Source organism: Leptospiraceae bacterium, from assembly GCA_024233835.1.
Taxonomy (GTDB): domain Bacteria; phylum Spirochaetota; class Leptospiria; order Leptospirales; family Leptospiraceae; genus JACKPC01.
The window spans coordinates 188,695-213,266 of record JACKPC010000006.1 but is presented as its reverse complement, the minus strand read 5'-3'; the positions used below and the strand labels follow the sequence as shown (position 1 = coordinate 213,266).

General features: G+C 35.9%; 21 protein-coding genes. 13 read left to right on the top strand and 8 right to left on the bottom strand.

Annotation, left to right across the window (positions count from 1 at the left end):
• Window positions 1-9 precede the first annotated feature (9 nt).
• Both H7A25_23430 and H7A25_23425 read right to left on the bottom strand, forming a co-directional pair.
• A complete protein-coding gene (locus H7A25_23430; protein MCP5502872.1) occupies window positions 10-192 on the bottom strand; it encodes a hypothetical protein in 183 nt (60 codons plus the stop codon).
• Window positions 185-1,411 carry an MFS transporter gene (locus H7A25_23425; GenBank protein ID MCP5502871.1) on the bottom strand — a complete coding sequence of 409 codons (1,227 nt, stop codon included), beginning with the start codon at window positions 1,409-1,411 and terminating at the stop codon, window positions 185-187. Before H7A25_23425 ends, H7A25_23430 begins: the two co-directional genes overlap by 8 nt.
• An 83-nt stretch (window positions 1,412-1,494) precedes the next feature.
• On the opposite strand from H7A25_23425, the gene alr reads away from it, so the two are divergent.
• Window positions 1,495-2,622, top strand: coding sequence for an alanine racemase (gene alr, locus H7A25_23420; GenBank protein MCP5502870.1), 1,128 nt, complete (start codon window positions 1,495-1,497; stop codon window positions 2,620-2,622).
• A gap of 145 nt (window positions 2,623-2,767) precedes the next feature.
• Here the strand turns inward: alr and H7A25_23415 are convergent, their stop codons facing one another.
• Complete coding sequence (locus tag H7A25_23415; GenBank protein MCP5502869.1) at window positions 2,768-3,022, bottom strand: hypothetical protein; 255 nt, start codon at window positions 3,020-3,022, stop codon at window positions 2,768-2,770.
• A gap of 172 nt (window positions 3,023-3,194) precedes the next feature.
• Between H7A25_23415 and H7A25_23410 the strand changes: the two genes are divergently transcribed.
• Window positions 3,195-4,007 carry a hypothetical protein gene (locus H7A25_23410; protein ID MCP5502868.1) on the top strand — a complete coding sequence of 271 codons (813 nt, stop codon included), beginning with the start codon at window positions 3,195-3,197 and terminating at the stop codon, window positions 4,005-4,007.
• Window positions 4,008-4,084: 77 nt separating this feature from the next.
• Here the strand turns inward: H7A25_23410 and H7A25_23405 are convergent, their stop codons facing one another.
• From H7A25_23405 to H7A25_23395, 3 genes are all read right to left on the bottom strand, one after another.
• Entirely contained in the window at window positions 4,085-4,633 is a 549-nt protein-coding gene (locus tag H7A25_23405) for a hypothetical protein (protein ID MCP5502867.1), read from the bottom strand.
• A 60-nt stretch (window positions 4,634-4,693) separates the two neighbouring features.
• Entirely contained in the window at window positions 4,694-5,311 is a 618-nt protein-coding gene (locus H7A25_23400) for a hypothetical protein (GenBank protein ID MCP5502866.1), read from the bottom strand.
• Window positions 5,312-5,684: 373 nt separating this feature from the next.
• Window positions 5,685-7,199 (bottom strand): IS1182 family transposase, encoded by a 1,515-nt coding sequence (locus H7A25_23395; protein ID MCP5502865.1) that lies wholly within the window; start codon window positions 7,197-7,199, stop codon window positions 5,685-5,687.
• Between the two features lie 749 nt (window positions 7,200-7,948).
• Here H7A25_23395 and H7A25_23390 point away from each other — a divergent pair.
• The 8 genes from H7A25_23390 (at window position 7,949) to H7A25_23355 (ending at window position 19,554) form a co-directional block, all read left to right on the top strand.
• Entirely contained in the window at window positions 7,949-8,314 is a 366-nt protein-coding gene (locus H7A25_23390; GenBank protein ID MCP5502864.1) for a hypothetical protein, read from the top strand.
• 34 nt (window positions 8,315-8,348) lie between these two features.
• Window positions 8,349-11,666 (top strand): DEAD/DEAH box helicase family protein, encoded by a 3,318-nt coding sequence (locus tag H7A25_23385; protein MCP5502863.1) that lies wholly within the window; start codon window positions 8,349-8,351, stop codon window positions 11,664-11,666.
• Between the two features lies 1 nt (window position 11,667).
• Window positions 11,668-12,267, top strand: a complete 600-nt coding sequence (locus tag H7A25_23380; protein ID MCP5502862.1) for a hypothetical protein — start codon at window positions 11,668-11,670, stop codon at window positions 12,265-12,267.
• Between the two features lie 7 nt (window positions 12,268-12,274).
• Window positions 12,275-16,153: an Eco57I restriction-modification methylase domain-containing protein gene (locus H7A25_23375; GenBank protein MCP5502861.1), complete on the top strand. Its 3,879-nt coding sequence runs from the start codon at window positions 12,275-12,277 to the stop codon at window positions 16,151-16,153.
• Window positions 16,143-17,504: a hypothetical protein gene (locus H7A25_23370; GenBank protein ID MCP5502860.1), complete on the top strand. Its 1,362-nt coding sequence runs from the start codon at window positions 16,143-16,145 to the stop codon at window positions 17,502-17,504. The genes H7A25_23375 and H7A25_23370 overlap by 11 nt, the downstream gene beginning before the upstream one ends.
• A gap of 16 nt (window positions 17,505-17,520) precedes the next feature.
• Window positions 17,521-17,853 carry a hypothetical protein gene (locus H7A25_23365; protein MCP5502859.1) on the top strand — a complete coding sequence of 111 codons (333 nt, stop codon included), beginning with the start codon at window positions 17,521-17,523 and terminating at the stop codon, window positions 17,851-17,853.
• A 129-nt stretch (window positions 17,854-17,982) separates the two neighbouring features.
• A complete protein-coding gene (locus H7A25_23360; protein ID MCP5502858.1) occupies window positions 17,983-18,192 on the top strand; it encodes a hypothetical protein in 210 nt (69 codons plus the stop codon).
• Window positions 18,193-18,576: 384 nt separating this feature from the next.
• Entirely contained in the window at window positions 18,577-19,554 is a 978-nt protein-coding gene (locus H7A25_23355) for a hypothetical protein (GenBank protein MCP5502857.1), read from the top strand.
• 471 nt (window positions 19,555-20,025) lie between these two features.
• On the opposite strand, the gene H7A25_23350 is transcribed toward H7A25_23355, so the two are convergent.
• On the bottom strand, window positions 20,026-21,339 hold the full coding sequence (locus H7A25_23350; GenBank protein ID MCP5502856.1) for a transposase: 1,314 nt from the start codon (window positions 21,337-21,339) through the stop codon (window positions 20,026-20,028).
• A gap of 189 nt (window positions 21,340-21,528) precedes the next feature.
• Here H7A25_23350 and H7A25_23345 point away from each other — a divergent pair, with 189 nt between their 5' ends.
• Window positions 21,529-22,527, top strand: a complete 999-nt coding sequence (locus H7A25_23345) for a hypothetical protein (GenBank protein MCP5502855.1) — start codon at window positions 21,529-21,531, stop codon at window positions 22,525-22,527.
• A 139-nt stretch (window positions 22,528-22,666) separates the two neighbouring features.
• Here H7A25_23345 and H7A25_23340 read toward each other — a convergent pair whose 3' ends face one another.
• Complete coding sequence (locus H7A25_23340) at window positions 22,667-23,401, bottom strand: Uma2 family endonuclease (GenBank protein ID MCP5502854.1); 735 nt, start codon at window positions 23,399-23,401, stop codon at window positions 22,667-22,669.
• A gap of 203 nt (window positions 23,402-23,604) precedes the next feature.
• On the opposite strand from H7A25_23340, the gene H7A25_23335 reads away from it, so the two are divergent.
• Both H7A25_23335 and H7A25_23330 read left to right on the top strand, forming a co-directional pair.
• Window positions 23,605-24,075 (top strand): Ig-like domain-containing protein, encoded by a 471-nt coding sequence (locus H7A25_23335; GenBank protein MCP5502853.1) that lies wholly within the window; start codon window positions 23,605-23,607, stop codon window positions 24,073-24,075.
• A gap of 57 nt (window positions 24,076-24,132) precedes the next feature.
• On the top strand, window positions 24,133-24,396 hold the full coding sequence (locus tag H7A25_23330; GenBank protein ID MCP5502852.1) for a hypothetical protein: 264 nt from the start codon (window positions 24,133-24,135) through the stop codon (window positions 24,394-24,396).
• Window positions 24,397-24,572: the final 176 nt, after the last annotated feature.

Below are 24,572 nucleotides of genomic sequence, written 5' to 3'. Positions count from 1 at the left end.
CTTATCTCCTTATTGACCGTTTAATCTACAACGCGCACAACTTGTTTTATAAGAGCCGTATTCTTTTGTTTCTTCCGTATTCTCTTTTTTCTTTAGTTTGAAAAACAGATATTTTCCTACCGGGTAAAAGAGCTTTATAGTAGTTAAAGAAACAATCGTATAAACCAGGTAATGCTGTAAACTTTCACTCATTTTTCTTTCCTTTAAATGTATTATAAAATGGAATACTTAAAATAACAATTCCTATTTCCATAGAACCAATCAATAGAGATAAGAGAGAAAAGCCATTGCTTTTTCCGAATCTTTCTATAAAGCCCGGTTCTATAAGTCCGGCTACAATCGGCCCTAACATAAAACCAATAGAACCAAAACCCGTAAACCCTGCCATTACACTGGCATTATAACCCTCAGGTGCTATAGAGGAACAAAAGATCATGGAAGGCACAAACATAACCCCGGCACCCAGACCTGCGAGCAAAAGCCAGAACCAGAGCCATATTTTTTCTTCTGCAAAGCCTGCAAAGCCAATGCAGAGTCCGTAGAGAACGGAACCCAGCATCATTAAGGGTAGGGTTCCTGTTTTTTTGGAAACAAGGGCAAAAGGATAAGAAAGTAGGCTCATCGGGATTAAAACTAAAGACAGAGAAAGACCCACTTCACCGGGCTTTAAGTGAAGATCTTCTCTTAGATGCAGATTGAATGTAGTGACAAGAAAACCGACCGAGAACCTGTCTATAAAAGTATAGGCATAGGGTAAAAGTATAAACACATTTTTCTTAAAAGCCCTGTACCAGTTCCTAAGAGTAACCGGGGCCTGAAAGTGAAAAGGATGGTCTTTCAAGAAAAAGATAGATAGAAAGCCAATCAGCAGCATCAAAGTGCCTGCTATATAAAAGGGAAGAAGGGGGTCTTTTCTTCCGAAGACTCCGAGTGGTGAACCTATGCCCACACCGAGGCTGAGAAGACTTCCCGAAACTCCAAGGAGAAGACCTTTTTTAAAAAAGCGTTTGCTGGAGGGATCATTTTCTCTGTCGGAAATAAGGGAGAGTAAAAGGCCGATAACAAAAACGTGGCATACTCCCTCTATAAAACGAACCCCCTGTAAGAGATTTAGAGAAGAAATTCGGCTCAGTAAAAAAAAGCAAAGTCCATCGAGGATGGCAAAGATAGAGATAAAGGTCTTTCGGTTCCGAAATTTATCAGAAAGAAAACCGGCTACCGGGGAAAAGAGAAAGGAACCGAGCATGGCAGAACTCATAAAAAAAGAAACCATCAGGTTATCTCCACCGAGCCTGTCCTTAATCAGGTCTTTGAAAACCGGCACGATCATAGTGACAGGAAGCATGGTAAAAAAAATCAAGATCAGGGTAAAAACCGGGTATTTTTCCTGCGGCTGCCTTATTTCTTCCATCCTGATTCCAGAAAACCTGAGCCGAATGGGAAGTCAATTTGTATTAGACACAGGTTCAGGGGAAAAAATATACTGAAGGAAACATGTATACGGGAAGAATAGAAGTCTCGGAATCGGCTCTTTCGCATAACCTCAGGCTTTTCCGCTCCATCATTGGTCCGGAGATAATGCTCTGTGCGGTGGTAAAATCCAATGCTTACGGGCACGGAATGAAGCTTGTCGCCGGTCTTGCCCTGAAACAGGGTGCTGATTTACTGGCAGTAAACTGTCTCGACGAGGCTATGGAACTTAAGGAAGCCTTTCCTTCGGCCAATATACTGATAATGGGGCAGATCGAGGATATCAAGAAATACAGAGCTGAGCTTTCCTATGAAAAGTTCTGGATAGTTGTATCCCGATCGGAAGATGTAGCTACACTCTCTTCTTTTAGTCCCATGCCCCGGATTCACCTGAAAACGGACACGGGAATGGGCCGGCTCGGCTTCTCCGGGAAGAAAGGCTATGAGGTAATTGACGAGATTCGCTCAAAAAAACTACCCTTGCACGGCCTTCTCAGCCACTTTGCCTCAGCGGAAGATTTTACCGAGCATTCATATTCAAGGTTACAGCTTTCCCGTTTTATGGAGTATAAAGAATACACAAAAAAAGTCGGCTACGAAAACCTTATCTATCACACGGCTTCCTCGGCCTCTACTTTACTTTTCCCTCAGGCCAGACAGGACATGGTACGTATTGGAATTTCTATGTACGGACTCTGGCCGAGTGATACTACCCGCTATTCCATGGCCCTTTTAGGCCATCCGGAACCGGAACTGAAACCGGTTCTGAGCTGGAAGACAGGCATTGCACATGTGCAGGAAGTAAGCCCCGGTTCTTATATCGGATACGGCTCTACCTACCGTATGAACTATGCAGCAAAAATCGCTGTCTTACCGGTAGGTTATTATGAGGGCTATAACCGAAGGCTTTCCAATCAATCCTATGTCCTGATTCGAAACCAGAGAGCTTATATTATCGGACGAGTCTGCATGAATATGTGTATGGCGGATGTAAGCCATATACCGGGAGTTTCACCCGGTGATGATGTAGTTTTAATCGGAAGGGCAGGGGAAGAAGAAGTCAGTGCTGATTTGCTTGCAGGTCTATCGGGAAGCATTAACTATGATATTGTAACCGGAATCAATGCAAAGATTCCGAGATACATAATTTGACTCATGGCCTTTAAGGATATACTCAGAAGGTTCGGGATGCTTACTCTGCATTTTTCCAATAATTTGATTGACATTCTGATAAATTATCTTAAACTTATATAGCAGGGTATTCAAATGAGTATTTACACCATCACTGTAGCAACTATTACTGTCTTATTCTCCCTTTACGGAATATTTTCCATACTAAGAAGAAGCCTCCAAAAAGAAATAGAGCAAAGGTTTGAACTTTTAAAGAAGGAATATATAAATAAAGGACAAACTTCTTCTGGTTCATGAGTCTTATTGATAAAATTCTTATATTATTGTTTGCTACCTTTATTGGCCTTGTATTTGTCCTATTACAAACATATGATTTTGCAAAACCCTTCATTGATATAGTATTAACTGTTACAGCCATCATAAGTTTTCTTCTTTCGGTAATTGAATTTTTTCGGAAGCATTAACTATGATATTGTAACCGGAATCCAGGCAAAGATTCCGAGATACATAATTTGACTTATTTCCTGTAGGTAAAAGAATTGTTCTGGATTTATATAATCAGATAATAAAAATATCAGCTTACGAGGATAAACATGATAAAAAAAATTTTTAATTTTATTGTAGTTCTTATGATTTTCACTATTTCACTGAATGCGGAGGAATATGTGCATTCCACAGGGAAATTTGTAAATAAAGGAAATCATCAATGGGTGGAACTGGATAAATCGGGAAAGTTATTTGCTACTTTTAAGGAAAAGAATCGTCAGTCCGGACATATATACCTCATGGATACAAGCAGGAACATGTATGTTCTTTTACCCCTGAAAGGTGGAACGGCTTATTGGGGATATATTAATGGTTTCAAAACCTGGTATAAAATGTATCAGGTTACAAAAGTTACGGGGAATGTTCCGGATGTGAATGATGAAGGTACCGGTGGAAAAGAAGCGAAGAAAGAAGAAGATAATACGTCGGAGATGTCTTCCGGTATGGTAGCCATCCACAATCAATACCGTGCAACGGTAGGTTCCCCGGCTGTGAGTTGGGATGCAGGAATCGCAGGGTATGCACAGGAATGGGCAAACTATCTTAAATCCAAAAATTGTTCTATGGAACATAGACCGAGAAGTGGCACCTATAAGCAAAAATATGGTGAAAATCTTGCCTGGGCATCCGGGATGAACTTAAGCCCCAATTCGGTTGTTAAAATGTGGTATGATGAAGTTAAGGACTATCAATACAGCACGAATTCCTGTAAACCGGGAAAGGTATGCGGTCATTATACGCAAGTTGTCTGGAAAAATTCTCAACGTATCGGCTGTGCTATGGCAAAATGTGGTCAAGCACAAATTTGGGTATGTAATTATGATCCTCCGGGAAACTGGGTAGGTCAAAAACCGTACTAGCGAGTTTTTTATAATCGAAAGCGAACCAGCAATGGTTCGCTGAAATTTTCTGAAAAAAATGAGAGTTTGCATTTGTTTTATTTTCTATACGCGTAGATAAAAGTCTTAACCTTTTCATCAGGATAATCAGGTAGATTTACTCTGCATTTTCCTTCTTCAAAACGGCATTCCTGAAAGTAAATTTCATTCTTATCTTCAAAAAAGGCAAAGGCCAGTACCTGTATATTCTCAAATTGGCAATTGGAGGTATTCCAGATAAAATGAAAGCGACGATTTGTTCTTCGAATCCTGAGTCCTTTGATTACAGAGATCTGCTTGTCGGAAAAAATAAGTTCTTCTAATTTAAGTTCCCTTCCGGGTTCTAAGATGTCATTATTTAACCTGGAAAACCGGGAACAGCGATTTTGACCGAAACTAAAAGCGGAAAAGCGAAAGACCGGAGATAGGATAGAGGCAAGCTTACTTATGTAACTAAATTTCCTTCGAACCTGCAACTGTTTTTCACTGGGTTTCTTCTTGATTTCAGCTGTACCCCTTGCCACCAGATCCCCATTCAGTTGATAGTAAACATAAGAACCTATCTTTCCATGAGGTTGGAAAAAATTATTATTTTTAAATTTCGCCATTTTTAAAATCCTTTTTTAAATTCGAAATAGAAGGGCGATGGTGAATCGCCCTAATCCAATTTAGCTGAATTTTTCTACTCCCAAAAAGTAGTTTTTCGATTTCTTATTTGTTTTTGCGTTTAAACAGAAGTAATAAAAGTAAATGTCGTCGCCAAACCATTGTTCGGGTATATCCATACTTATTTTCTCTGTGCCTCGATTGGACTTTGCAATTAGCGTATTTTCCTCTAGCTGATTCAGTGCTATAAGAAAAACTTCGTCTTCCCGCTTCCCGTAGTTATTATAGACCCAGGTATAGTTTATGCTGTTTGTGAGTATTTCTTTACTCAGGGCGGGTAAATTGGGAAGAGAACCCTTACTCAAAACCAGCTTACTCAAGTCAAGGCTCACATTATCCGGTTCTTCTATCAAAAAATTATAGTTTTCCTGTACGAAGAATGATTGGGGAGAGCGGTGTGTATTCTTATCGTATCCTATGCGGGTTACATCTGAGAGGATTCCTCCCATTCGGGCGAGTACTGTAAACTTATTCCTTACTACCTTCTGTGAATCGGAAGGTTCTGCGGTCATTTCTTCTACCCTGGATCTGAAAGTTGTTTTACCTTTTCCGTATGCAAACACAATGTTGCCTGCTTTTCCTGAATATTCTCCGAGGAGATTCCTTTTTACTTTTGCCATATTGCATGCTCCTTTCGTATTATTAGATTTTTCTAATTAATTATTTGCACAGGTAGAACCTGCACAGTATTCTTTTCTGCTTTTTATATCTGCCAATCAAGCAAAAAAAGAGAAATCAAACTTTCGAATATTCGTTTTTTTTAAATAATTAGGGAAAAAGTCCACTTTTCCCTTCGGCTCAGGCTAAGGCCTTCGCTCACAGACTGTGTGAAAAGTGAGCAAAAAAAAACCTGTAGATATTGACGAACTCGGTTCTTACTAAAAAAACTAAAAACCAATCATTCCAAATTGGTTTTTAGTAAATAAATTTACTATAAGTCATAAAAGAGAGAAAATTCATTGCTATCCATCAAATAAAAATCTATTATTCCTACTATTTTGCATTTACAGCATCTATAAAAGCCCTTATTCCCAGAATATTTATGACTCTTTTAAAATTATAAGCAAAACATATGAAACTAAATTCGGCCTGAACGCTTCTAATTCCTTTTTGTATAAAGTAAGTGAACCCCAAATTTCTCTTTATAGTGCCAAATGGGTGTTCCACAATCTCCTTACGTTTACGAATTAGCTTTTTATTTTCCTCGTTCCCCATCTCTTTTTTAAAATCATCCATTGTCTCTCGGTTTATCGAGACCCGAATAGTTCGTCCAGTTTTACTATTGGTACATTTTGCTCTATGAAAACAATCTTTACATTCCTTACATTTATACTCATTTACATAAATCCCGTATGACGTCTGTCTTGGATTTTCATTTTGTCTATTTAATTCTTTTCCTGCCGGACATACGTATATATCCCGCTCTTTATCATAAACAAAATCCTGGATTTCATATCCTTTTGCAGGAAGTTTATCAGGATTACTTTTACATTCACGCTTATTATTACTATCCAGTGCAGATTTGGTATCTGGTACTATAATATTTATCCCCGATTTATCTTTATTATTCATTATTTCTTTTTCACTAAAATATCCGGAATCCATTACTGCATTTGTCTCATTTTCTATTTTAAGTTCTTCTTTTATCGACTGGACTTTTTCAATCATAGGAGTCATTTGTTCCAGGTCATTTGACTTTTGCGATACATCATTTGCAATAATCAACTTATTTGTATTATCCACTGCAGTTTGGGCATTATATCCAGGACGAATTTTTCCTTTGTCACTTTGAAATCTTGAATCTGTGTCGTTAGCAAAATAGACCTGTAGTTCCGGGTCGTTTTCAAATAATTCCCGAATCCCTTTCACTTTATCATTGTATTTCGTTAGTCTTTTTAGTTTATTTAATACATCCCTGGCTTCATCTCCATCTTTAAGATTTAGTTCATTTGCTTCGGAAATATCATTCAATTCTAATTCCTCCAAATATTCCTGTATTTTGGATTTTATATTTTGCTCGATATTTTCAATACGCTCTCTTTTAAATACATTATTTTGTCCGTTCTGTGCTCTTAGCTTCGTTCCATCAATTCCAACTATTGAAAGAGTTAGTAGATTCATTTTCTTGCAAAAGAATAAAAACTCTTTGAAGATATTTTTTATTCCATCTTTATTATTTTTTCGAAAATCAGCTATTGTCTTAAAATCCGGGGCGAGATTCTTTGTTAACCACCTAAGTTCCTGGTTTCTATTACATTCCTTCTCTAATTTTCTGCTACTTCGGATTCGTTCTATATATCCGTATAAATATATTTTTAGTAAATCATGTGGATTATATGGTGGTTTACCTGTTTCTAACTTTGGAATTTTAAAACCTAATTTTTTAAGATCGAGATTATCAACATAGGCATCAATAACCCTTACCGGACTATCTTCTTTTATGACGTTATCCAAACATTCACTGTATAATACTATCTGTTCTCGAGAAGTTCCTTGTATATAATTCATAGCTGCACCTATAACTCTTTATCGTTATAAGGAAATTTTCTATATACATTACATTCCTGACAAACAAAAAATATTCAATAACGAGACTTTTCACACAGTCTGTGAGCGTGCTTCGATGTACTTCGTTTACTCACAGACTGTGTGGAAAGTAATTTAAGCAATAAATTCTATTTAATATAATGCAGTTATAGACCAAATGAAATAAATTGATAAGTGAAAAAAGCCCTTTTCACACAGCCTGTCAGGGAACAGGAATCCGGATTTTGTTTGGTAATAGGGAGCTTTCTTCCAGAGCGCTATCATTCTTTTCCAAGTCAGCTATCACCTTTGGATCGACGTTTGGAATCACCTTTGCATTCACCTCTTCATTCACCTTTGCTTCACCTTTTCTGAAAGAAGAGGTCGTAGAAACCTATGTTCCATACCCTGTTCTAAACGTGATAGGAAAATGATAGAAGAATAGGTGGAGATTGGGAGAAGACTACTCCGGATGCTTAAGTCCATATCCGGCTAGTCGAAGTATGCTAAACACAAGTGCTGAGTGATCTCCTTAACCCACAACTTAAGTTATGGGTTAAGGAAAGGAGGATTCCCTTTTTCTTGGACAAAAAAGAACTTTTCTTGTCATAATTTCAGTTAAGGTTAAAGATGTTCTTTTAATTGGGAGATTTTTTGAATCGGAGGCGAGGAGCCGGTGGGTTCACCTGGGATGAGGGAAAACTCTCGGTTTTTAATGAGGAAGCTATACTATGAATCATTTACTGATAAAAACAATTGAAGAACTGGGATTTTCCGATATAGAATCTTTTGCGAAACATCATGTAATTGAGATTTTAAAACACCAGTTCTCAAATTATACAGAAGAGGACTTGAAATACCAAAAAAAATATAATTGTACATTTCAAGAATTGAAACCCGAGGAATATAAATCTTATCCCTATGATTTATTTGAAATGGAAGATGATTATATGGAATGGGAAAGAGTGAACCATAGTAAGAATTATATAGAAAGTAGAATTGTAGCTTTAAAAGAAAATCGAAATGATGCAGAAATGCCTATAACCGACTACCAAACTCGAATCAAGGAATATTTTGCAGGACTTAGAGCGAGTTGAAGAAAACTTTAAAAGGATCCGGTAAGGAAAAGAGATGAATCAATTAAGATTTTCGGGAATCCGAGACAATAAAAAGCGGGGTAGTGTTTCTGATTTTTTAAAAGAGTTTATTCAACCGAAGTCTAAGCTTTCTTTCGTATCTGCCTTTTTTACTATCTATGCCTATCATAAGATGAAAGAAAATCTGGATGAGATTGATGAATTGCGTTTTCTCTTCGGTGAACCCCGGTTTATTCGTTCTTTAGACCCGGAAAAGACAGATAAAAAGGCTTTTAATATAGAAGATAATGTTCTATCCTTAAGCAATCGCTTAGAACAGTCCCGTATTGCCAGAGAATGTGAAAGCTGGATTAGAGAAAAAGTGCAAATTCGTTCCATTCGTAAACCTAATTTTTTACACGGGAAAATGTATCATATTCGGGAAAGAGGAGGACTCACTCATTGTATTACAGGTAGTTCTAACTTTACAGTCAACGGTCTGGGATTAAATGAGATTCCTAATATAGAGCTGAATTTAATTACAAATGACAATAGGGATATTCAGGATCTATTAAATTGGTTTAATGAAATCTGGGAGAGCGAGCATGTAGAGGATGTAAAAGGAGAGGTTATTGAATACCTAAAACAACTTTATCTTGACTATAGTCCTGAGTTTATATATTATAAAACCTTATATCATATTTTTCAGAAATATCTTCAGGATAAAGCGAATCTTGATTTACTCGAAAACAAAACTCATTTTTTTGATACTCTCATCTGGAATAAACTTTTTGAGTTTCAAAAAGATGGTGTCAAATCGGCAATCAATAAGATAGAAGAATACAACGGTTGTATTATTGCTGATAGCGTGGGTCTTGGAAAGACATTTGAAGCTCTTGCAGTGATTAAGTATTTTGAACTTAGAAATGATAGAGTTCTTGTTCTTTGCCCTAAGAAATTGAGAAATAACTGGACTGTTTATCAGGCAACAAACCAGACAAGCCTCAATCCTTTTATTGATGATAAATTTGGCTATATGGTTTTAAACCACACAGATCTTCGTGATGAAGGCAGGCAGGGAGATGTTGATTTATCCAGTGTATTGTGGGGTAATTTTGATTTAGTTGTAATTGATGAATCTCATAATTTTAGAAATAATACGAAAGGAAAAAGAGATGAGGAAGGGAATACTATACGAAAAAGTCGTTATGAAAAGCTCATGCAGGATATTATTCAAAGTGGTAAGAACACAAAAGTTTTACTTCTTACAGCGACTCCGGTTAACGTAAATCTTGGAGATTTAAAAAACCAACTATATTTTTTAAGTGCGGGAGATGATTATAAATATTCTGAATCTATAGGAATTGATAGTATTCATAGAACTCTGACAAATTCCCAAAAAATCTTTACATTATGGGCGGATCCTAAGAATACAAACCGTAAAACGGAAGACTTAATTGAGAAACTTCCACCCGGTTTTTTTAAATTATTAGATGAACTTACGATAGCTCGTTCCAGGAAACATATAATTAAATACTATAAAGCTAATTTAGAAAAAATTGGTAGTTTTCCGAAAAGAAAGAAACCTATCTCTATTAATACAAAAATAGACTTGAATGATAGATTCATGTCCTATGATAAAATTTATAAGGAAATTTCCGAATATCGATTATCTTTATTTACTCCTTTTACTTTTCTAAAAACAGAAATGATTCCTGAATACGAAAAAAAAGTAAGTCCTCGAATGGTGAAAAATTTTACCCAGGAGAAAAGGGAATACTTTCTTGCCGGCATGATGAAAGTGAATTTCATGAAACGTCTGGAGAGTTCCATACACTCCTTTCGAATTACTATCGATAGAACCATTCGAAAAATTGATAAATTAATACAGGATTTGGAAGATTATCTTATCAATGCTAAAAACAGAGATTATGAAATAGAAAATGCTACTCAGGAAGAAGAATCGGGCGAGGAAGAAAATGATGCCTTTCAAGTCGGAGAAAAACTTGTCTATAAATTTGATGATATAAATGTAGAAGATTGGTTGCAAAGCCTTAAAGAAGATAAAGATCAGTTGATTACTCTGTATAATAGCTCTGAATCTATTTCAGCAGAAAGAGATGCCAAGCTTGCAAAACTAAAAGAACTTATTATAAATAAGATTCAAAACCCAAGCGTAACCAAAGAGGGTAGGGTGAATAAAAAAGTTCTTATCTTTACTGCCTTTTCGGATACAGCTACATATCTTTATAAAAATCTCTATAAAACAATAAAGGATGAGTATAATGCCAATATTGCTCTTGTTATTGGTTCGGGTAGTAACCATACAACTCTCGGTAAAAGTAAGTATGATGATATTTTAATTAACTTTTCCCCTATCTCTAAAAATAGGGATAAAATGAAAGGTATGCCGGAAGAAGAAATTGATATTTTAATTGCTACCGATTGTATTTCCGAAGGGCAGAACCTTCAGGACTGTGATACTCTTATTAATTATGACATTCACTGGAACCCGGTCAGGGTAATTCAAAGGTTCGGACGTATTGATAGGATTGGCAGTAAAAATAAGGCTGTTCATCTTATCAATTTCTGGCCTACAAAAGAATTGGATAATTATATCAAATTAAAACATAGGGTTGAAGCAAGAATGGCCCTGGTTGATATTTCTGCAACCAATGAAGATAATATTTTAAATATAGAAGAAATTGAAGACATGGTTACGGAGGATCTGAGTTATAGAGATGAGCAGTTAAGACGAATGCAAAAAGAAATTTTAGATTTTGATGATTTGCAGGATAATATTTCTTTTAGTGACTTTACCCTGGATGATTTTCGTATCGACCTTTTAAATTTTCTACAGGAAAATGAAAAAAAATTGAGAGACACTCCTATGGGACTCTATTCCCTCGTGCCGGGAGAAGTCCAACTAAAAGATAGTGGTTCTATTCAAACTCTTCCTCCCGGTGTTATTTTTTGTTTACGACAAACAAACTCTACAGACAAACAGGATTCAGTAAATCCCCTACAGCCCTATTACCTGGCCTATGTGATGGATACCGGTGATGTCAGATATAAATTTGTTCATGCAAAGCAAATATTAGATATTTATCGTGCGCTCTGTGCCGGAAGAACGGAACCTATAGAGTCTTTATGCAGGGAGTTTAATCAAGAAACAAATAATGGAAAAAACATGGAGTTTTATAGTAAATTATTAAACAAGGTTATAGAAGAAACAAGCGGGATATATAAGAAAAAGTCTCTTAGTTCTCTTACGATAAATAAGAAGCATAAAATGGATGATACGAAACATAGTATCAAAAATGAGAATAATTTTGAATTAATCACCTGGTTGAGGATTAAGGATAAAAAATAATATGCGACAAAGAAAATCGCCAAGGTTAAAAGATTATAATTATTCTACACCCGGTTATTACTTTATAACGATTAATACAAAAAATAGAATTCCATATTTTGGGAAATTGCTAAACGGTAATGTGATCCTATCGGATACTGGAAAAATCATAAAAGAACAATGGTTTCATTCCTTAAAAATACGACCAAATTTACATTTAGATGAATTCATTATTATGCCCGACCATATACATGGCATTATTCAAATATTAAAACCAAAATCAATTTCCCGTAGGGACGCAATTTCCCGTAGGGACGCAATTTCCCGTAGGGACGCATTGCAATGCGTCCCTACGGAATGCACGGAATGCGTCCCCACGGGATTGGAAAACACCGTAAATATGGATACAATTATCCATTTTACAGGAAATTATATACAAAATTTAACCAATATCATTCGCGGGTTTAAATCATCCTGTACGAAAAAAATTCATTTGAATGGTTGTTTAGATTTTGAATGGCAGTCCAGATATTATGATAGAATTATTCGCAATGAGCAAGAATTATTTAGAATACGTCGATACATACAAAACAACCCTCTAAAACACAAATATAACAGGTAATAGTAATATGAATTCATTAAAGGAAAGTATTCAACAGAAATTAATCAATTTCTCTTCCGGAAAATTACTGGATGGCTCTCTACAATTATTAAAAACTCTGGGCTATGAAAGTGAGAAAAGGGATGATTATAGCAAAGAAGATTTTGAAGAATTATTTCGTGAAAAATACCCGGAAAATGCGTCCGGGATTTTAAAGAAAATATTACTCTCCAATTGGCAGGAAGTATGTTTTCTTTTCCAATACACAGCCGATGAAGTCCTTCGTCAAAGTTCCCTTTTTCAAAGAAAATTTAAACCGGATGAATATGAATCTTATCTTTTTATAAGTATCAGTCTTTCAAAAATGGAGTATTCACGAACAAAGCTTTCGACAATTACCCGTGAAATCAATAAACTTTTCACTATGCCGGTGATGATCCTTTTCAGTTATGGAGAAAAGCTTTCCCTTGCTATTATAAATAGAAGACCCAATAAAATAGATTCCTCCAAATCTGTTTTTGAAAAGGTGACCTTTATAAAGGACATCAATATAAAAAGTCCCCACCGTGCCCATATTGAAATTCTGTTTGAACTTAGTTTTTCAGAAGTCCAGCGTAAATTTGAACCTAAAAACTTTATAGCTTTCCATGAAGGCTGGCAATCTGTTTTAAGTATTAAAGAGCTCAACAAACGGTTTTACCGTGAACTTTCTGACTGGTATTTCTGGGCGATGCGGGAAGTTTTTTTCCCGGAAGCTCCCTTGGAAGCAGAGTTTGGTAAAGATGCCATTGATAATCCGGTTGTTAGAGAACATAACGCTAAAAATTTGATTCGCCTGCTAACAAGAATTCTTTTTGTTTGGTTTGTCAAAGAGAAGGGTTTGATTCCTGAAGAGTTATTTGATAAAGACTTTGTGCAAGAAAACCTTATCAAAGAATTTCTTCCAAAAAAGTTTAATCAAAAAACCCAGAGTAGTTCTTATTATCGTGCTATCTTACAAAATCTCTTCTTTGCTACTCTCAATCAGGATAAGAAGCGTGAGTTCCGCAATCCCAAGCCGGGACAACACATGAATGTCACCAATCTCATGCGTTATGAGTCTTATTTTAAAGATCCGCAAAAGTTTATTGAATTGGTAGATAAAACAGTTCCTTTTATGAATGGTGGACTTTTTGAATGTTTGGATAAGCCTCATGATAGTTTAAAAGGTATAAAAGGTGGAGATAAGATCGTCTATATCGATGGATTTTCCGATAGACCGGATAATCGTTTGATGGTTCCCGACCATATCTTTTTTGGAAAGCAGGATCATGTAGATTTAAGTGAGGATTACGGACAGGAAAAAGGTAAAAATAAAAATGTTACTGTTAGAGGTCTCATTGATATATTACATTCTTATAAATTTACCATTGCAGAAAATACACCGATTGATGAGGACATCGCTCTTGACCCGGAACTATTAGGTCAGGTGTTTGAAAACTTACTGGCGAGTTATAACCCAGAGACAAAGACAACAGCGAGAAAACAAACAGGCTCTTTCTATACACCCCGTGAAATTGTAGATTACATGGTAGATGAAAGTCTCATTGCTCATTTAAAAAATAGTCTATCTTCTATAATATCTGTTGAGAAAGAATTAGATGAAAAATTACATCTCCTTCTTTCCTATCTGGATGAACAACCCTTTCAGACTGATAAAGAAAAAGATACAATTATAAAATCTTTAGATGATTGTAAAATTCTCGACCCGGCCTGTGGTTCCGGGGCTTTTCCTATGGGTGTATTGCATAAGATGGTGCATATTCTGCATAAGGTGGACCCGAAAAATGAGAAATGGAAGAATAGACAATTAGAAAAGGTAGAGGCGATAGATGACGATTCTATTCGAGAGAATGCAATTGAGGATATCGAGGAAGCTTTTGAAAACAATGATTTGGACTATGGTCGTAAACTGTATTTAATCGAAAACTGCATTTATGGTGTTGATATTCAGCCTATTGCTGTGCAAATTAGTAAATTACGATTTTTTATATCGCTCATAGTTGACCAGCATGTAAATAAAAAGAAGAAAAACTTCGGAGTTCGCCCGCTACCAAACCTTGAAACCAAATTTGTCGCTGCTAATACTTTGATTGGGATTAAAAAGCCGGAAGAACAAGGTCATCTTTTTGAAGATAAAATTATTAAAGATTTAGAAAAAAAGTTGAAAGATGTTAGACATCGATTGTTTTCAGCGAAAACCCAGAAAACAAAGAAAAAACTTCGAGATGAAGATAAAGATTTACGAGAAACAATAGGAGAAAGGTTAATTAAAAACGGCTGGGGAAATGATACAGCGAAACAACTGGCCAGTTGGGATCCTTATAATCAGAACTCAATCTCACCCTTCTTTGATTCCGAATGGATGTTTGATGTTTCCGAAGGCTTTGATATCGTTATCGGCAATCCACCCTATGTGCAGCTACAAAAAGACGGCGGCAAACTGGCGAAGATGTATGCAAACGAAGGCTACGAAACCTTCGCCCGAACAGGAGATATTTATTCCTTATTTTACGAAATGGGAATCTGGTTATTAACTGAGAAGGGCTATCTTTGTTTTATCACATCTAACAAATGGATGCGTGCCGATTATGGGAAGCATACGCGAAAATATTTTGCGGAAAATACCCATCCTTTATTGTTAATTGATTTCGGTCAACACCAGGTGTTTGAAAATGCAACGGTGGATACGAATATATTATTATTGACCCCCGTAGGGACGGATTGCAATCCGTCCCTACGGGCAACGCGTATTGAATCCGATTTCAAAATAGGCATGAATATTCATGAATACCTGAAAAAGAATTCGGTTCCTCTCGCAAATCTTTCCGGGGAAGCCTGGGTTATCGGTAATCCCATACAAATGAAAATCAAACAGAAGGTAGAAGCACAGGGCATAAAACTCAAAGACTGGGACATTCAAATATATCGTGGAATCTTAACAGGGTATAACGAAGCTTTTATCATCGATGGTAAGACCAAAGACGAACTGATTAAGAAAGATAAGAAAAATGCAGAGATACTCAAACCCCTCCTGCGCGGTCGTGACATCAAACGCTGGACTCCGGAGTTCGCCGACCTGTGGTTGATTGCTACATTTCCCAGTTTGAAAATTAAGATAGATGATTATCCTGATATTAAAAAGTATCTTCTCTCATTTGGAAAGAAAAGACTGGAACAATCAGGAGAAACTGGTGCAAGGAAAAAGACAGGTAATAAGTGGTTTGAAACACAAGACCAAATTGGTTACTGGAAAGAATTTGAAAAACCAAAGATTGTGTGGGGAAACTTGAATATCAATGCAACTTTTTCGTATAGTGATAATCATGATTTTACTATAGCTCCCTGTAATTTACTAACATCCAATGAAGGGAAGCTGAAATATCTCTTAGCGCTGCTAAATTCATCCATGACATCCTATTTGATGAGACAAATTGGTTACAGTAGAGAGCAGGGCTATTTAGAATATAAGAAAATTTTTGTGGAACAGCTTCCTATTCCTAAACCCAGTCCACAGCAGGAGGTGGTTTTTGAGACACTGGTAGATTGTATTCTATTTATCTACGAAAATTTTAATAAAGAGGAACATTACAAATATGTTTCAAAATATGAATCTGTAATTGACGCTCTGGTCTTAGATTTATATTTTGCAGAAGAAATTAAAAAAGCAGGTTGTTACATTCTTGATAGGGCTATCGAAAAGATAAAACCATTTCGGGAAGATGATACGGGTGAGTTTAAAAGACAATATATCCAAAAGCTATATGAGTTTTTCATAAAAGATAAAGTTTTTTATCACGGTATAATCTACCGAAGAAATATAGACATAGTCAAAGCAATCTACGGAGAGAACAAAGATGGCGGATGAAAGATTAGAAGACTTAGAAATTAAGCAAGAGATTAAGATTGAAACTATCTCCTTAGTTAACTATCGATTCTTTTGCGGCGATGAAATAAGCGAGAATAATACCCTCTATTGCAATGGAAATAACGTTCTGATATATGGCGAAAATGGAACCGGGAAAAGTTCGGTCTATAAAGCCATAGAATTATTAGTTACTAAGAAATTTTCTTCTTTAGCCAAAGAAGGAAATATTTTTAATCCTGACAATACAGCCACAATAGAGTTTAAGTTTTCGAATGGACACGAATTAATTCTTTCGAGAGACCTGGAAAAAATCCCGGAAGGAATGGAGTATTTAGAAAACCTGTCTATCTTTTCACCCTTACTTCATTATAAAAAACTATTAAGAGTACATTATGCAAGTAATGGAAATGGTAAACCTATCAATCTATTTGCTCTTCTCGTAGACCTTTTTAAAGACTTTCCTTTGGAGAACGGACAAAGATTATCTGATATTACGGATACCGGAAAATATTTCATAGAACTGCAACGAATATTAAACGAAATCGTTCTTGATTATACCAATCAACTTCTAAAAGAATTTGATACAGATATCACCATACAAAAATTCATCTATAGAGGAGAATTAACTGAAGATAAACAACAGACGGTTAACATCATAAATGCTGAAATAGATTTTAAGGAAAGAACCATTGATAGTTTTCATACCTTTTTAAACGAAGGAAGATTATCAAGTCTGGCAATTTCCTTATATTTTGCAGCTATAAAGATTATACATTCAAAATTATCTGTAGCTTCCTTAAAAATATTAGTTTTAGATGATATACTACTGAGTTTTGATTTCAGTAATCGAGTTAAACTAAATGAGATTTTAGAAAAAGAGTTTTCTGACTTTCAAATATTCTTTTTTACTCATGAGAAAACCATCTATGATGCATTTAAAAATAACCAAAGAATATTATGGGAACAAATTGAATTATATGAAGATGTTAGCAATGAAAATCCGATTCCAATAATTAAAAAAGGAACTACATTTTTTGAGAGAGCCAACGAATTCCTTAAACGGGGAACTTATGATGCCTGTGCAAATAGCTTAAGAAAAGAGGCTGAGTCTATCTGTAAGAATTATTTATTGGCAAGAGGAGAGGAAATTAAAGGTAGCTTAAACAGTCATCTATATAAAATCAGAACTCTTAATTTACAAAACCAGAGTATAATTCAAAAAATTGATAAAGTACTTATCTATAAAGACATTGTATTAAATGCAGGAAGTCATACGGGAATGCAACTGTATAGACAGGAGATAATGGATTGCATGACTGCACTTAAAAATTTAAAACAGGTTTTAAAATAAGAAAAGGAGAACAAAAATGAACAACCTGCAAGAAAAAATAGAAGCACTTCCAAAAACAATACAGAATAGCATAAATACGATTCTCGATATTCTTGTTCATAACTATGATGTTGAAACAAAAGTGAAAGATAATGAACTATTGGCTATAAAGTTAGCCGAGTTCATATTATCCACAAGAGATGAAAGCTTACTAAAAAAAATAGAAAAAGTAATCAAAGAAGAACTATATAGTCAGACTTCAGATTGGGAAAGAAGAGAAATTGAAAAAGAATTGGAGAAATTCAAAAGGGAAGATTGTATAAGTAATGAAGAAGTAATGGCAAATATAGAAAAAATATATGGCTTCTAAAAAGGTTATCCGGAAAAAAGCAATCTATAAGAACACCTCTCTTAAGGGTATGCTTATGGTTCGATACGCTTCGCTACTCACCAACCGCATACCCTTAAGAAAGAATCCAAAAAGAGATAAACTATAACCATGGAAATCAATTACAAACCCGATCCTTATATATTAGCACTACGTAAAATGACTCCCGAACAGAGAGTGATGAAAATGTTTGAACTAACAGATATGACTCGCTATTTATTAAAGCGAGGTTTAGAAATTCAATTTCCCGAAAAGTCAAAAGAGGAAATCCATGAAATGTATTTGCAAAGGTTAATGGAATGTCACAACTCGAACTATTAAAACTTACTGTTGGTTTATTGGATAAAGAATAGGCTACCTTCTGCTTCTCTTCTGATAGAGTCAATAAGAGCCCGTAAAAATACTTTAACCTTAGTTTTATCGATCTATAGAAAGAGGACATTTAAAATAAGTAAAGGGGAATAAAAATGAACAACTTACCGGCAGCAAAGGTATTGTGTGTATTTCAGTGAAAACTGCCACCCATTCCGGTTCAAAATTTACCACTCAAATGTTTCCAAAATCATCTTAGTGACTGAGGAAAGTCTAACATAGATTAAGTCAAATCTTTTGTAATTATTTTTCTCAGAGATAGTTGAAATTACATCTATATATTTTTCTTGCATTTGAAACAACAGAAAATAGTCTAAAAAATAGGAGTATACCATGCTGATAGCTAATCCTATTTATGATGTGTTTTTCAAATATATGCTCGAAGACAATGAAATAGCCAGAGAGTTTATCGGCACAATCATAGACGAGGAAATTATCGAATTAGCCTTGCAGCCGCAGGAAAACACAGTACAGATGAAAGAGTTTGTATTTACTGTTTTGCGGATGGACTTTCATGCTGTCATCAAAACCAAAACCGGCACCAAAAAAGTGCTCATAGAAATGCAAAAAGGCAAGTATTTTGATGATTTACGTAGGTTTCGTAATTATCTCGGCGAAAGGTATTCCAAAGATAAAGACAATTATCCTATTATCACCATATATTTCTTAGGCTATCCCCTCGATGAAAACCTTCCTGCTGCTACTTATGTAAAAAGAGATTATTATAACCGGTTTACAGGTCAGAAATTAGATGTAAAAAATGCTTTTATTGAATCACTCAGTCATGACACATACCTTATCCAGATTCACCTTTTGAAAGAAGGAGTAAAAACAAAATTAGAAGCTCTACTCTCCATCTTTGACCAGACCCGAATCGGTTCGGAGAGGTTTATAATCAGCTTTCCGGATACAATGCTTGATTTGGATATTTTAAAGAAAATAGTCCATCGTTTGCAAATGGCGGGGGTATCAGAAGAGTTACGTAGAAAGGCGGAGATTGAGAATGAAATAGAGTCTTCTTTCAAGTCAATGGCAAGGCAAATTCAGGAGAAAGAAGAAGCGATAGAGCAAAACAAAAAAGCTCTGGCAGAAAAGGATAAAACTCTGGCAGAAAACAAGAAAGCTCTGGACGAAAAGGATAAAACTCTGGAAGAAAACAGGAAAGCGATAGAAGAGAAAGATAGAGCGTTAGAGCAGAGTAAAAGAGCTATGTTGGATTTTGCAAAAATACTTAAAAAAAGCGGGATGTCTATCTCTGAAATCTCTCAAAAAACCGGTTTGTCACAGGAGGAGTTGGAGAGGGAACAATAACTATCATTCCCTTCCAAAGTGGAAACCTGACTCACCGGTGACAAATAAAAAACCGCCCCGGATTGAGGCGGTTTTTGGGTTAAGGAAATTTGGAAAATATTATTTTTGTATTTTCACAATCATAATTTCTTGTTCATGCAGATAACCACTAAGTAATAAATCACCACTATTAGGAGAATGTAAAAAGGTATGAAAAAATTTAATACTACGAAAGGAAAAAAATATCCAGGTCATGGCATAAAATTCTCAGAGATTGCTGAAATTCCATCTATATACAGCAATTCCCGCTTTAGAGTACAAGGCTTCTTTAAGCCTGTTTTTTAATCCATAACTTCCGGATTTCCTTCGAGGAAAAGAACCCAAAATACTTATGTATAGTAAAAATTGAGCTAAAATCATAGTAAAATTAGTACAAGGAAAAATGAATGAATAGCTCCTTCAGAAAATTTTTCACTGTTTTTAAAAATCTCGCTATGATGAATTTTCTCCTATAGAAATATTTGCTTTAAATCCATAAGCAATAGCCTGGAATAGTTGCTCCATAGATGAAAATTCAAATATTTCAAACAAGTTTCTTATCTTTTGCCAGAACAATCTTTTTGCATGAAAAGTTCCAAGTGCTTTTCGAAATAATGCACAGCTTGATTGTTGGATCTGATCTACAAGAAAAGCAAGTATCATAAGAGTTGCAAAGTTATTAGACAAATTCTTACTGCCATGTCCATAATTGTGTTCAAAGTGATAACCCTGATTTTTCAGAGTATTGAAGGTTTCATTTTCTATCTTCCATCGTGCTCTCGCGATTCGCATCAATTCATAAGCATTTTCTTTTGTAATTTCAATATCTGTAACCCAGCTAAAAGCAATCATATGCTCTTTTTTATCAACCTGCTTATACTCAAGAACATTGACTTTGAGTTCTGAAGTCTCATTTAAAGAAATTTGGTTTGTAAAAGAAAAGTAATGAGAAAATCTATCTTTCTCTATACAGAATTGCTCTGTCTTTTTTAATTCCTGTAGCTTATCAAGTTGATTGTAAAGGTGTTTGTGATTTTTTTCTTTTGCACCTATGATAAAGGATAGATTCTTCTCTTTCAGTAATTCAATGTGGGGAGCATTTGAAAACAGAGAATCCTCTACAAATATTGTTTTTAAATGAGGATGCTCTCTTCTAAAATCTTCAATAAATCGTTTAGAGGCGTTTAACTCACAGTCATTTTTTGTTTTCCCATCTTCGTTTGTAATAGGTTCAAACATAAGAGGGATAACTTCTTTCTTATCCGGATGCACAATACAGGCACCATACATCATATGCTGGTAGAGAGTTCCACTTTTCTTATTCTTTACAAGACAGGATTTACAATGAATTTTCTCTGAGGAGAAGAATCCGGTTCCGTCTCCGGAAAGAATATAATAATCATCAAGGACACGATAAGATTCGAGAACCTTGCCACGCTGAAGTTTTGAAAAAAGGTTTTTATATATTTTCCTGAAAGCTCCTGTTGAAACTTCATCAACAATTTCTCTCATTTGAGTGTCAGAGGGTATCTCTTGAATCTTGTATATACTTTGAAGATTTTTATTCTTCACTTTTTCTCTTTCAAACTCAAGAAGCGATGCGTTCTTTTGAGAAAAGATAGCAAAGGCTGACATCAAAGCATCTGTTAGGGAAATCGAAGGATTGACTCTGTGGTCCGGGATTTTAGAAAATTCTTCCCGAATTGTTTGATAAAGTCCATCTGCTGATAAATCTACCCGTGCGTGTAACTCGTTTTTGGCTGGCATATAGTCAAAAAGACTATATCCCTGCACAGGTACAAGCGATTTTTGATGAAAAAGTTTACGAAAGCTTTCCCTGTAAACCCAAAAATCTTAGCCTTATCTGCCTGTTACAAGCAAAGCGGGAATTGCTGATCTATATATTTTTCTTGCATTTGAAACAACAGAAAATAGTCTAAAAAATAGGAGTATCCCATGCTGATAGCCAATCCCATTTATGATGTGTTTTTCAAATATATGCTCGAAGACAATGAAATAGCCAGAGAGTTTATCGGCACAATCATAGACGAGGAAATTATCGAATTAGCCTTGCAGCCGCAGGAAAACACAGTGCAGATGAAAGAGTTTGTATTTACCGTTTTGCGGATGGACTTTCATGCTGTCATCAAAACCAAAACAGGCACGAAGAAAGTGCTCATAGAAATGCAAAAAGGCAAGTATTTTGATGATTTACGTAGGTTTCGTAATTATCTCGGCGAAAGGTATTCCAAAGATAAAGACAATTATCCTATTATCACCATATATTTCTTAGGCTATCCCCTCGATGAAAACCTTCCTGCTGCTACTTATGTAAAAAGAGATTATTATAACCGGTTTACAGGTCAGAAATTAGATGTAAAAAATGCTTTTATTGAATCACTAAGTCACGACACATACCTTATCCAGATTCACCTTTTGAAAGAAGGAGTAAAAACAAAATTAGAAGCTCTACTCTCCATCTTTGACCAGACCCGAATCGGTTCGGAGAGGTTTATAATCAGCTTTCCGGATACAATGCTTGATTTGGATATTTTAAAGAAAATAGTCCACCGTTTGCAGATGGCTGGGGTATCAGAAGAGTTACGTAGAAAGGCGGAGATTGAGAATGAAATAGAGTCTTCTTTCAAGTCAATGGCCAGACAAATTCAGGAGAAAGAAGAAGCAATAGAGCAAAAGAATAAAGCTCTGGCAGAAAAGGATAAAACTCTGGAAGAAAAGGATAAAACTCTGGCAGAAAAGGATAAAACTCTGGCAGAAAAGGATAAAACTCTGGAAGAAAACAGGAAAGCGATAGAAGAGAAAGATAGAGCGTTAGAGCAGAGTAAAAGAGCTATGTTGGATTTTGCAAAAATACTTAAAAAAAGCGGGATGTCTATCTCTGAAATCTCTCAAAAAACCGGTTTGTCACAGGAGGAGTTGGAGAGGGAACAATAACTATCATTCCCTTCCAAAGTGGAAACCTGACTCACCGGTGACAAATAAAAAACCGCCCCGGATTGAGGTTAAACCAGCATGGCTTGTACATAGGACTTATAGTGGGACAACAGCTAGGCCGTCTTATATTTCTACGAAATTAAAAACCCCTTGCTTCTTCTAAAATAGCAGCAAAGTCTATGTGTAATTCGGGAAGTTTGGAGTGGGTAAAGACTATAGAAAACCCGTAAGTTTTGTAGCCGGTAACATCTTTTTCGAATAAATAGTATTTCTCGCGGTGGGGGCAGACAACAAGACCAATTTCGGTGCCGGCGGCCATCCAGTCATTTGCCATTTTACGTAAATCCTGTTTAAGGCTTTTCTTATTCGAAACGACTTCTATGCAGAAGAAAGGGAAACCGAGGCGGTAGTCTAAAGTTTTCTCTTTGAAGACTTCATTGAGGTGAAAGGCAATATCGGGCATACGGTGAATTTTCTTGCCGTTGACAAGCATATCATGACCGGACTGGGCATCAAAAACTTTACCGAGCTTTTTTCTTCGATTCCAGATGACAAGTGTTGTTAAAAAAAGACCTGTAAACGCACTGATTAATCCCAGAGTTCCCATATTGATGATGATGGCCTCCTCATCCATTTCGAGCCGCAGGTTAGAATTCAGCTCAGAGATTGTAAACATTTCCTGTTCTTTCATTTTGAAAGGCAGGTGTAAGGGAAAGAAATCCATACCGGAGAAATGTAGTTCTTTTTCCTCGATGAATAGAGTATTCTGAGCTAATTGCAGAGAAATCCCCGGGTTCAGAGGAATCAGGGTATCTAATAACTCAGCACGCTTCAGAAAGGTTTCAGGTAATTCAAGAGCAATAGATGTCTGCATGGTAGGAATAAAATGGAGAATATCTAAAAATATGTCAAGGACTCTTTTTATTATTCCGGGGAATTAAAGTCCACATTGAAGAAAGTGAAAAAATATTTGACTCATAAATTCCTTATACTTCATACTGGTTAAATCGGGATATGGGGAAAAAGTATATCGAAAGAGAAATTTTCCATTTTCCATTTTATAGAAGGATTTTTAGCATGAAGAAATTAGCAGTAATAACCTTATTGTTGCTCACAATACTTGTGAGTTGTAACAAGAAAAAGAAGGATGATTCGAAAGAAACGGCACTTGCCCTTGGAGCGATTCAGGCATCCAATGATGCAGCAGCCAATGCAGGTCGTCCATTTGCTGTCACTTATACACCGAGAGACGGAGACACTAATGTCTCGCTAAATGTAGTGGGAACGGTTACATTCAGTGAACCTATGGATGTAAAAACGATTACCACGAATATAGATGACACAAAATGCAGTGGGAGTATTCAGGTATCGAGTGATGATTTCGCCACCTGTGTGAAAGCAGCCACTCAACCCCTGGCTTCCAATGAAAACAAAACCTTTACCCTGACCCCGGCTACGAGCCTTGCAGCGAATACGAAATATAAGGCAAGGATTACCACCGATGCGAAAGACCTGGAAGGAAAACCTTTTTTAACTTCTAGAACGTAAGCGTTAAAATATACCCACCTTGAAATAATAAAAGAATTATGCGAAAGTAAAAGCATAATGGAACATGAAAAAAGATTAGAACATCTATCAAACTGGCAACGAAGCGGGTTGAGTATGTCTGCCTACTGTCGGAAAAATTCTCTTCCAGTCTCTACACTACGAACCTGGAAGTCAAAATACTTACCATCCAAAGAGTTATGGAAAGAAGGAAGAATCAAAACTGAATCAAAAAACTTTTCCCAGGCAGTTAGTGAGGCAAGTCTGGAAATAGAGATACCGATTGATAAAGAGTTTAAAATTACAATAAGGTATTACTCATGATATTTAGAAATCCACAGAGATTAAAGATATATTTTTATGATAAGCCAGTAGATGTGTATTCCGGTTCAACCCTGCCAGTCATTCCGGTGAAAGTTGCCACCTGACTTAATGAAATAGAATTGCATTCCGTTTTTAGCTTTACCAGGCTTCCGGTTGAAACTTTACCACACGGAAAA

Excerpts from the sequence above, each read along its gene's own strand:
- H7A25_23430 (MCP5502872.1), bottom strand. The coding sequence starts at position 192 with ATGAGTGAAAGTTTACAGCATTACCTGGTTTATACGATTGTTTCTTTA.
- H7A25_23425 (MCP5502871.1), bottom strand. The coding sequence starts at position 1,411 with ATGGAAGAAATAAGGCAGCCGCAGGAAAAATACCCGGTTTTTACCCTG.
- alr (MCP5502870.1), top strand. The coding sequence starts at position 1,495 with ATGTATACGGGAAGAATAGAAGTCTCGGAATCGGCTCTTTCGCATAAC.
- H7A25_23415 (MCP5502869.1), bottom strand. The coding sequence starts at position 3,022 with ATGATGGCTGTAACAGTTAATACTATATCAATGAAGGGTTTTGCAAAA.
- H7A25_23410 (MCP5502868.1), top strand. The coding sequence starts at position 3,195 with ATGATAAAAAAAATTTTTAATTTTATTGTAGTTCTTATGATTTTCACT.
- H7A25_23405 (MCP5502867.1), bottom strand. The coding sequence starts at position 4,633 with ATGGCGAAATTTAAAAATAATAATTTTTTCCAACCTCATGGAAAGATA.
- H7A25_23400 (MCP5502866.1), bottom strand. The coding sequence starts at position 5,311 with ATGGCAAAAGTAAAAAGGAATCTCCTCGGAGAATATTCAGGAAAAGCA.
- H7A25_23395 (MCP5502865.1), bottom strand. The coding sequence starts at position 7,199 with ATGAATTATATACAAGGAACTTCTCGAGAACAGATAGTATTATACAGT.
- H7A25_23390 (MCP5502864.1), top strand. The coding sequence starts at position 7,949 with ATGAATCATTTACTGATAAAAACAATTGAAGAACTGGGATTTTCCGAT.
- H7A25_23385 (MCP5502863.1), top strand. The coding sequence starts at position 8,349 with ATGAATCAATTAAGATTTTCGGGAATCCGAGACAATAAAAAGCGGGGT.
- H7A25_23380 (MCP5502862.1), top strand. The coding sequence starts at position 11,668 with ATGCGACAAAGAAAATCGCCAAGGTTAAAAGATTATAATTATTCTACA.
- H7A25_23375 (MCP5502861.1), top strand. The coding sequence starts at position 12,275 with ATGAATTCATTAAAGGAAAGTATTCAACAGAAATTAATCAATTTCTCT.
- H7A25_23370 (MCP5502860.1), top strand. The coding sequence starts at position 16,143 with ATGGCGGATGAAAGATTAGAAGACTTAGAAATTAAGCAAGAGATTAAG.
- H7A25_23365 (MCP5502859.1), top strand. The coding sequence starts at position 17,521 with ATGAACAACCTGCAAGAAAAAATAGAAGCACTTCCAAAAACAATACAG.
- H7A25_23360 (MCP5502858.1), top strand. The coding sequence starts at position 17,983 with ATGGAAATCAATTACAAACCCGATCCTTATATATTAGCACTACGTAAA.
- H7A25_23355 (MCP5502857.1), top strand. The coding sequence starts at position 18,577 with ATGCTGATAGCTAATCCTATTTATGATGTGTTTTTCAAATATATGCTC.
- H7A25_23350 (MCP5502856.1), bottom strand. The coding sequence starts at position 21,339 with ATGCCAGCCAAAAACGAGTTACACGCACGGGTAGATTTATCAGCAGAT.
- H7A25_23345 (MCP5502855.1), top strand. The coding sequence starts at position 21,529 with ATGCTGATAGCCAATCCCATTTATGATGTGTTTTTCAAATATATGCTC.
- H7A25_23340 (MCP5502854.1), bottom strand. The coding sequence starts at position 23,401 with ATGCAGACATCTATTGCTCTTGAATTACCTGAAACCTTTCTGAAGCGT.
- H7A25_23335 (MCP5502853.1), top strand. The coding sequence starts at position 23,605 with ATGAAGAAATTAGCAGTAATAACCTTATTGTTGCTCACAATACTTGTG.
- H7A25_23330 (MCP5502852.1), top strand. The coding sequence starts at position 24,133 with ATGGAACATGAAAAAAGATTAGAACATCTATCAAACTGGCAACGAAGC.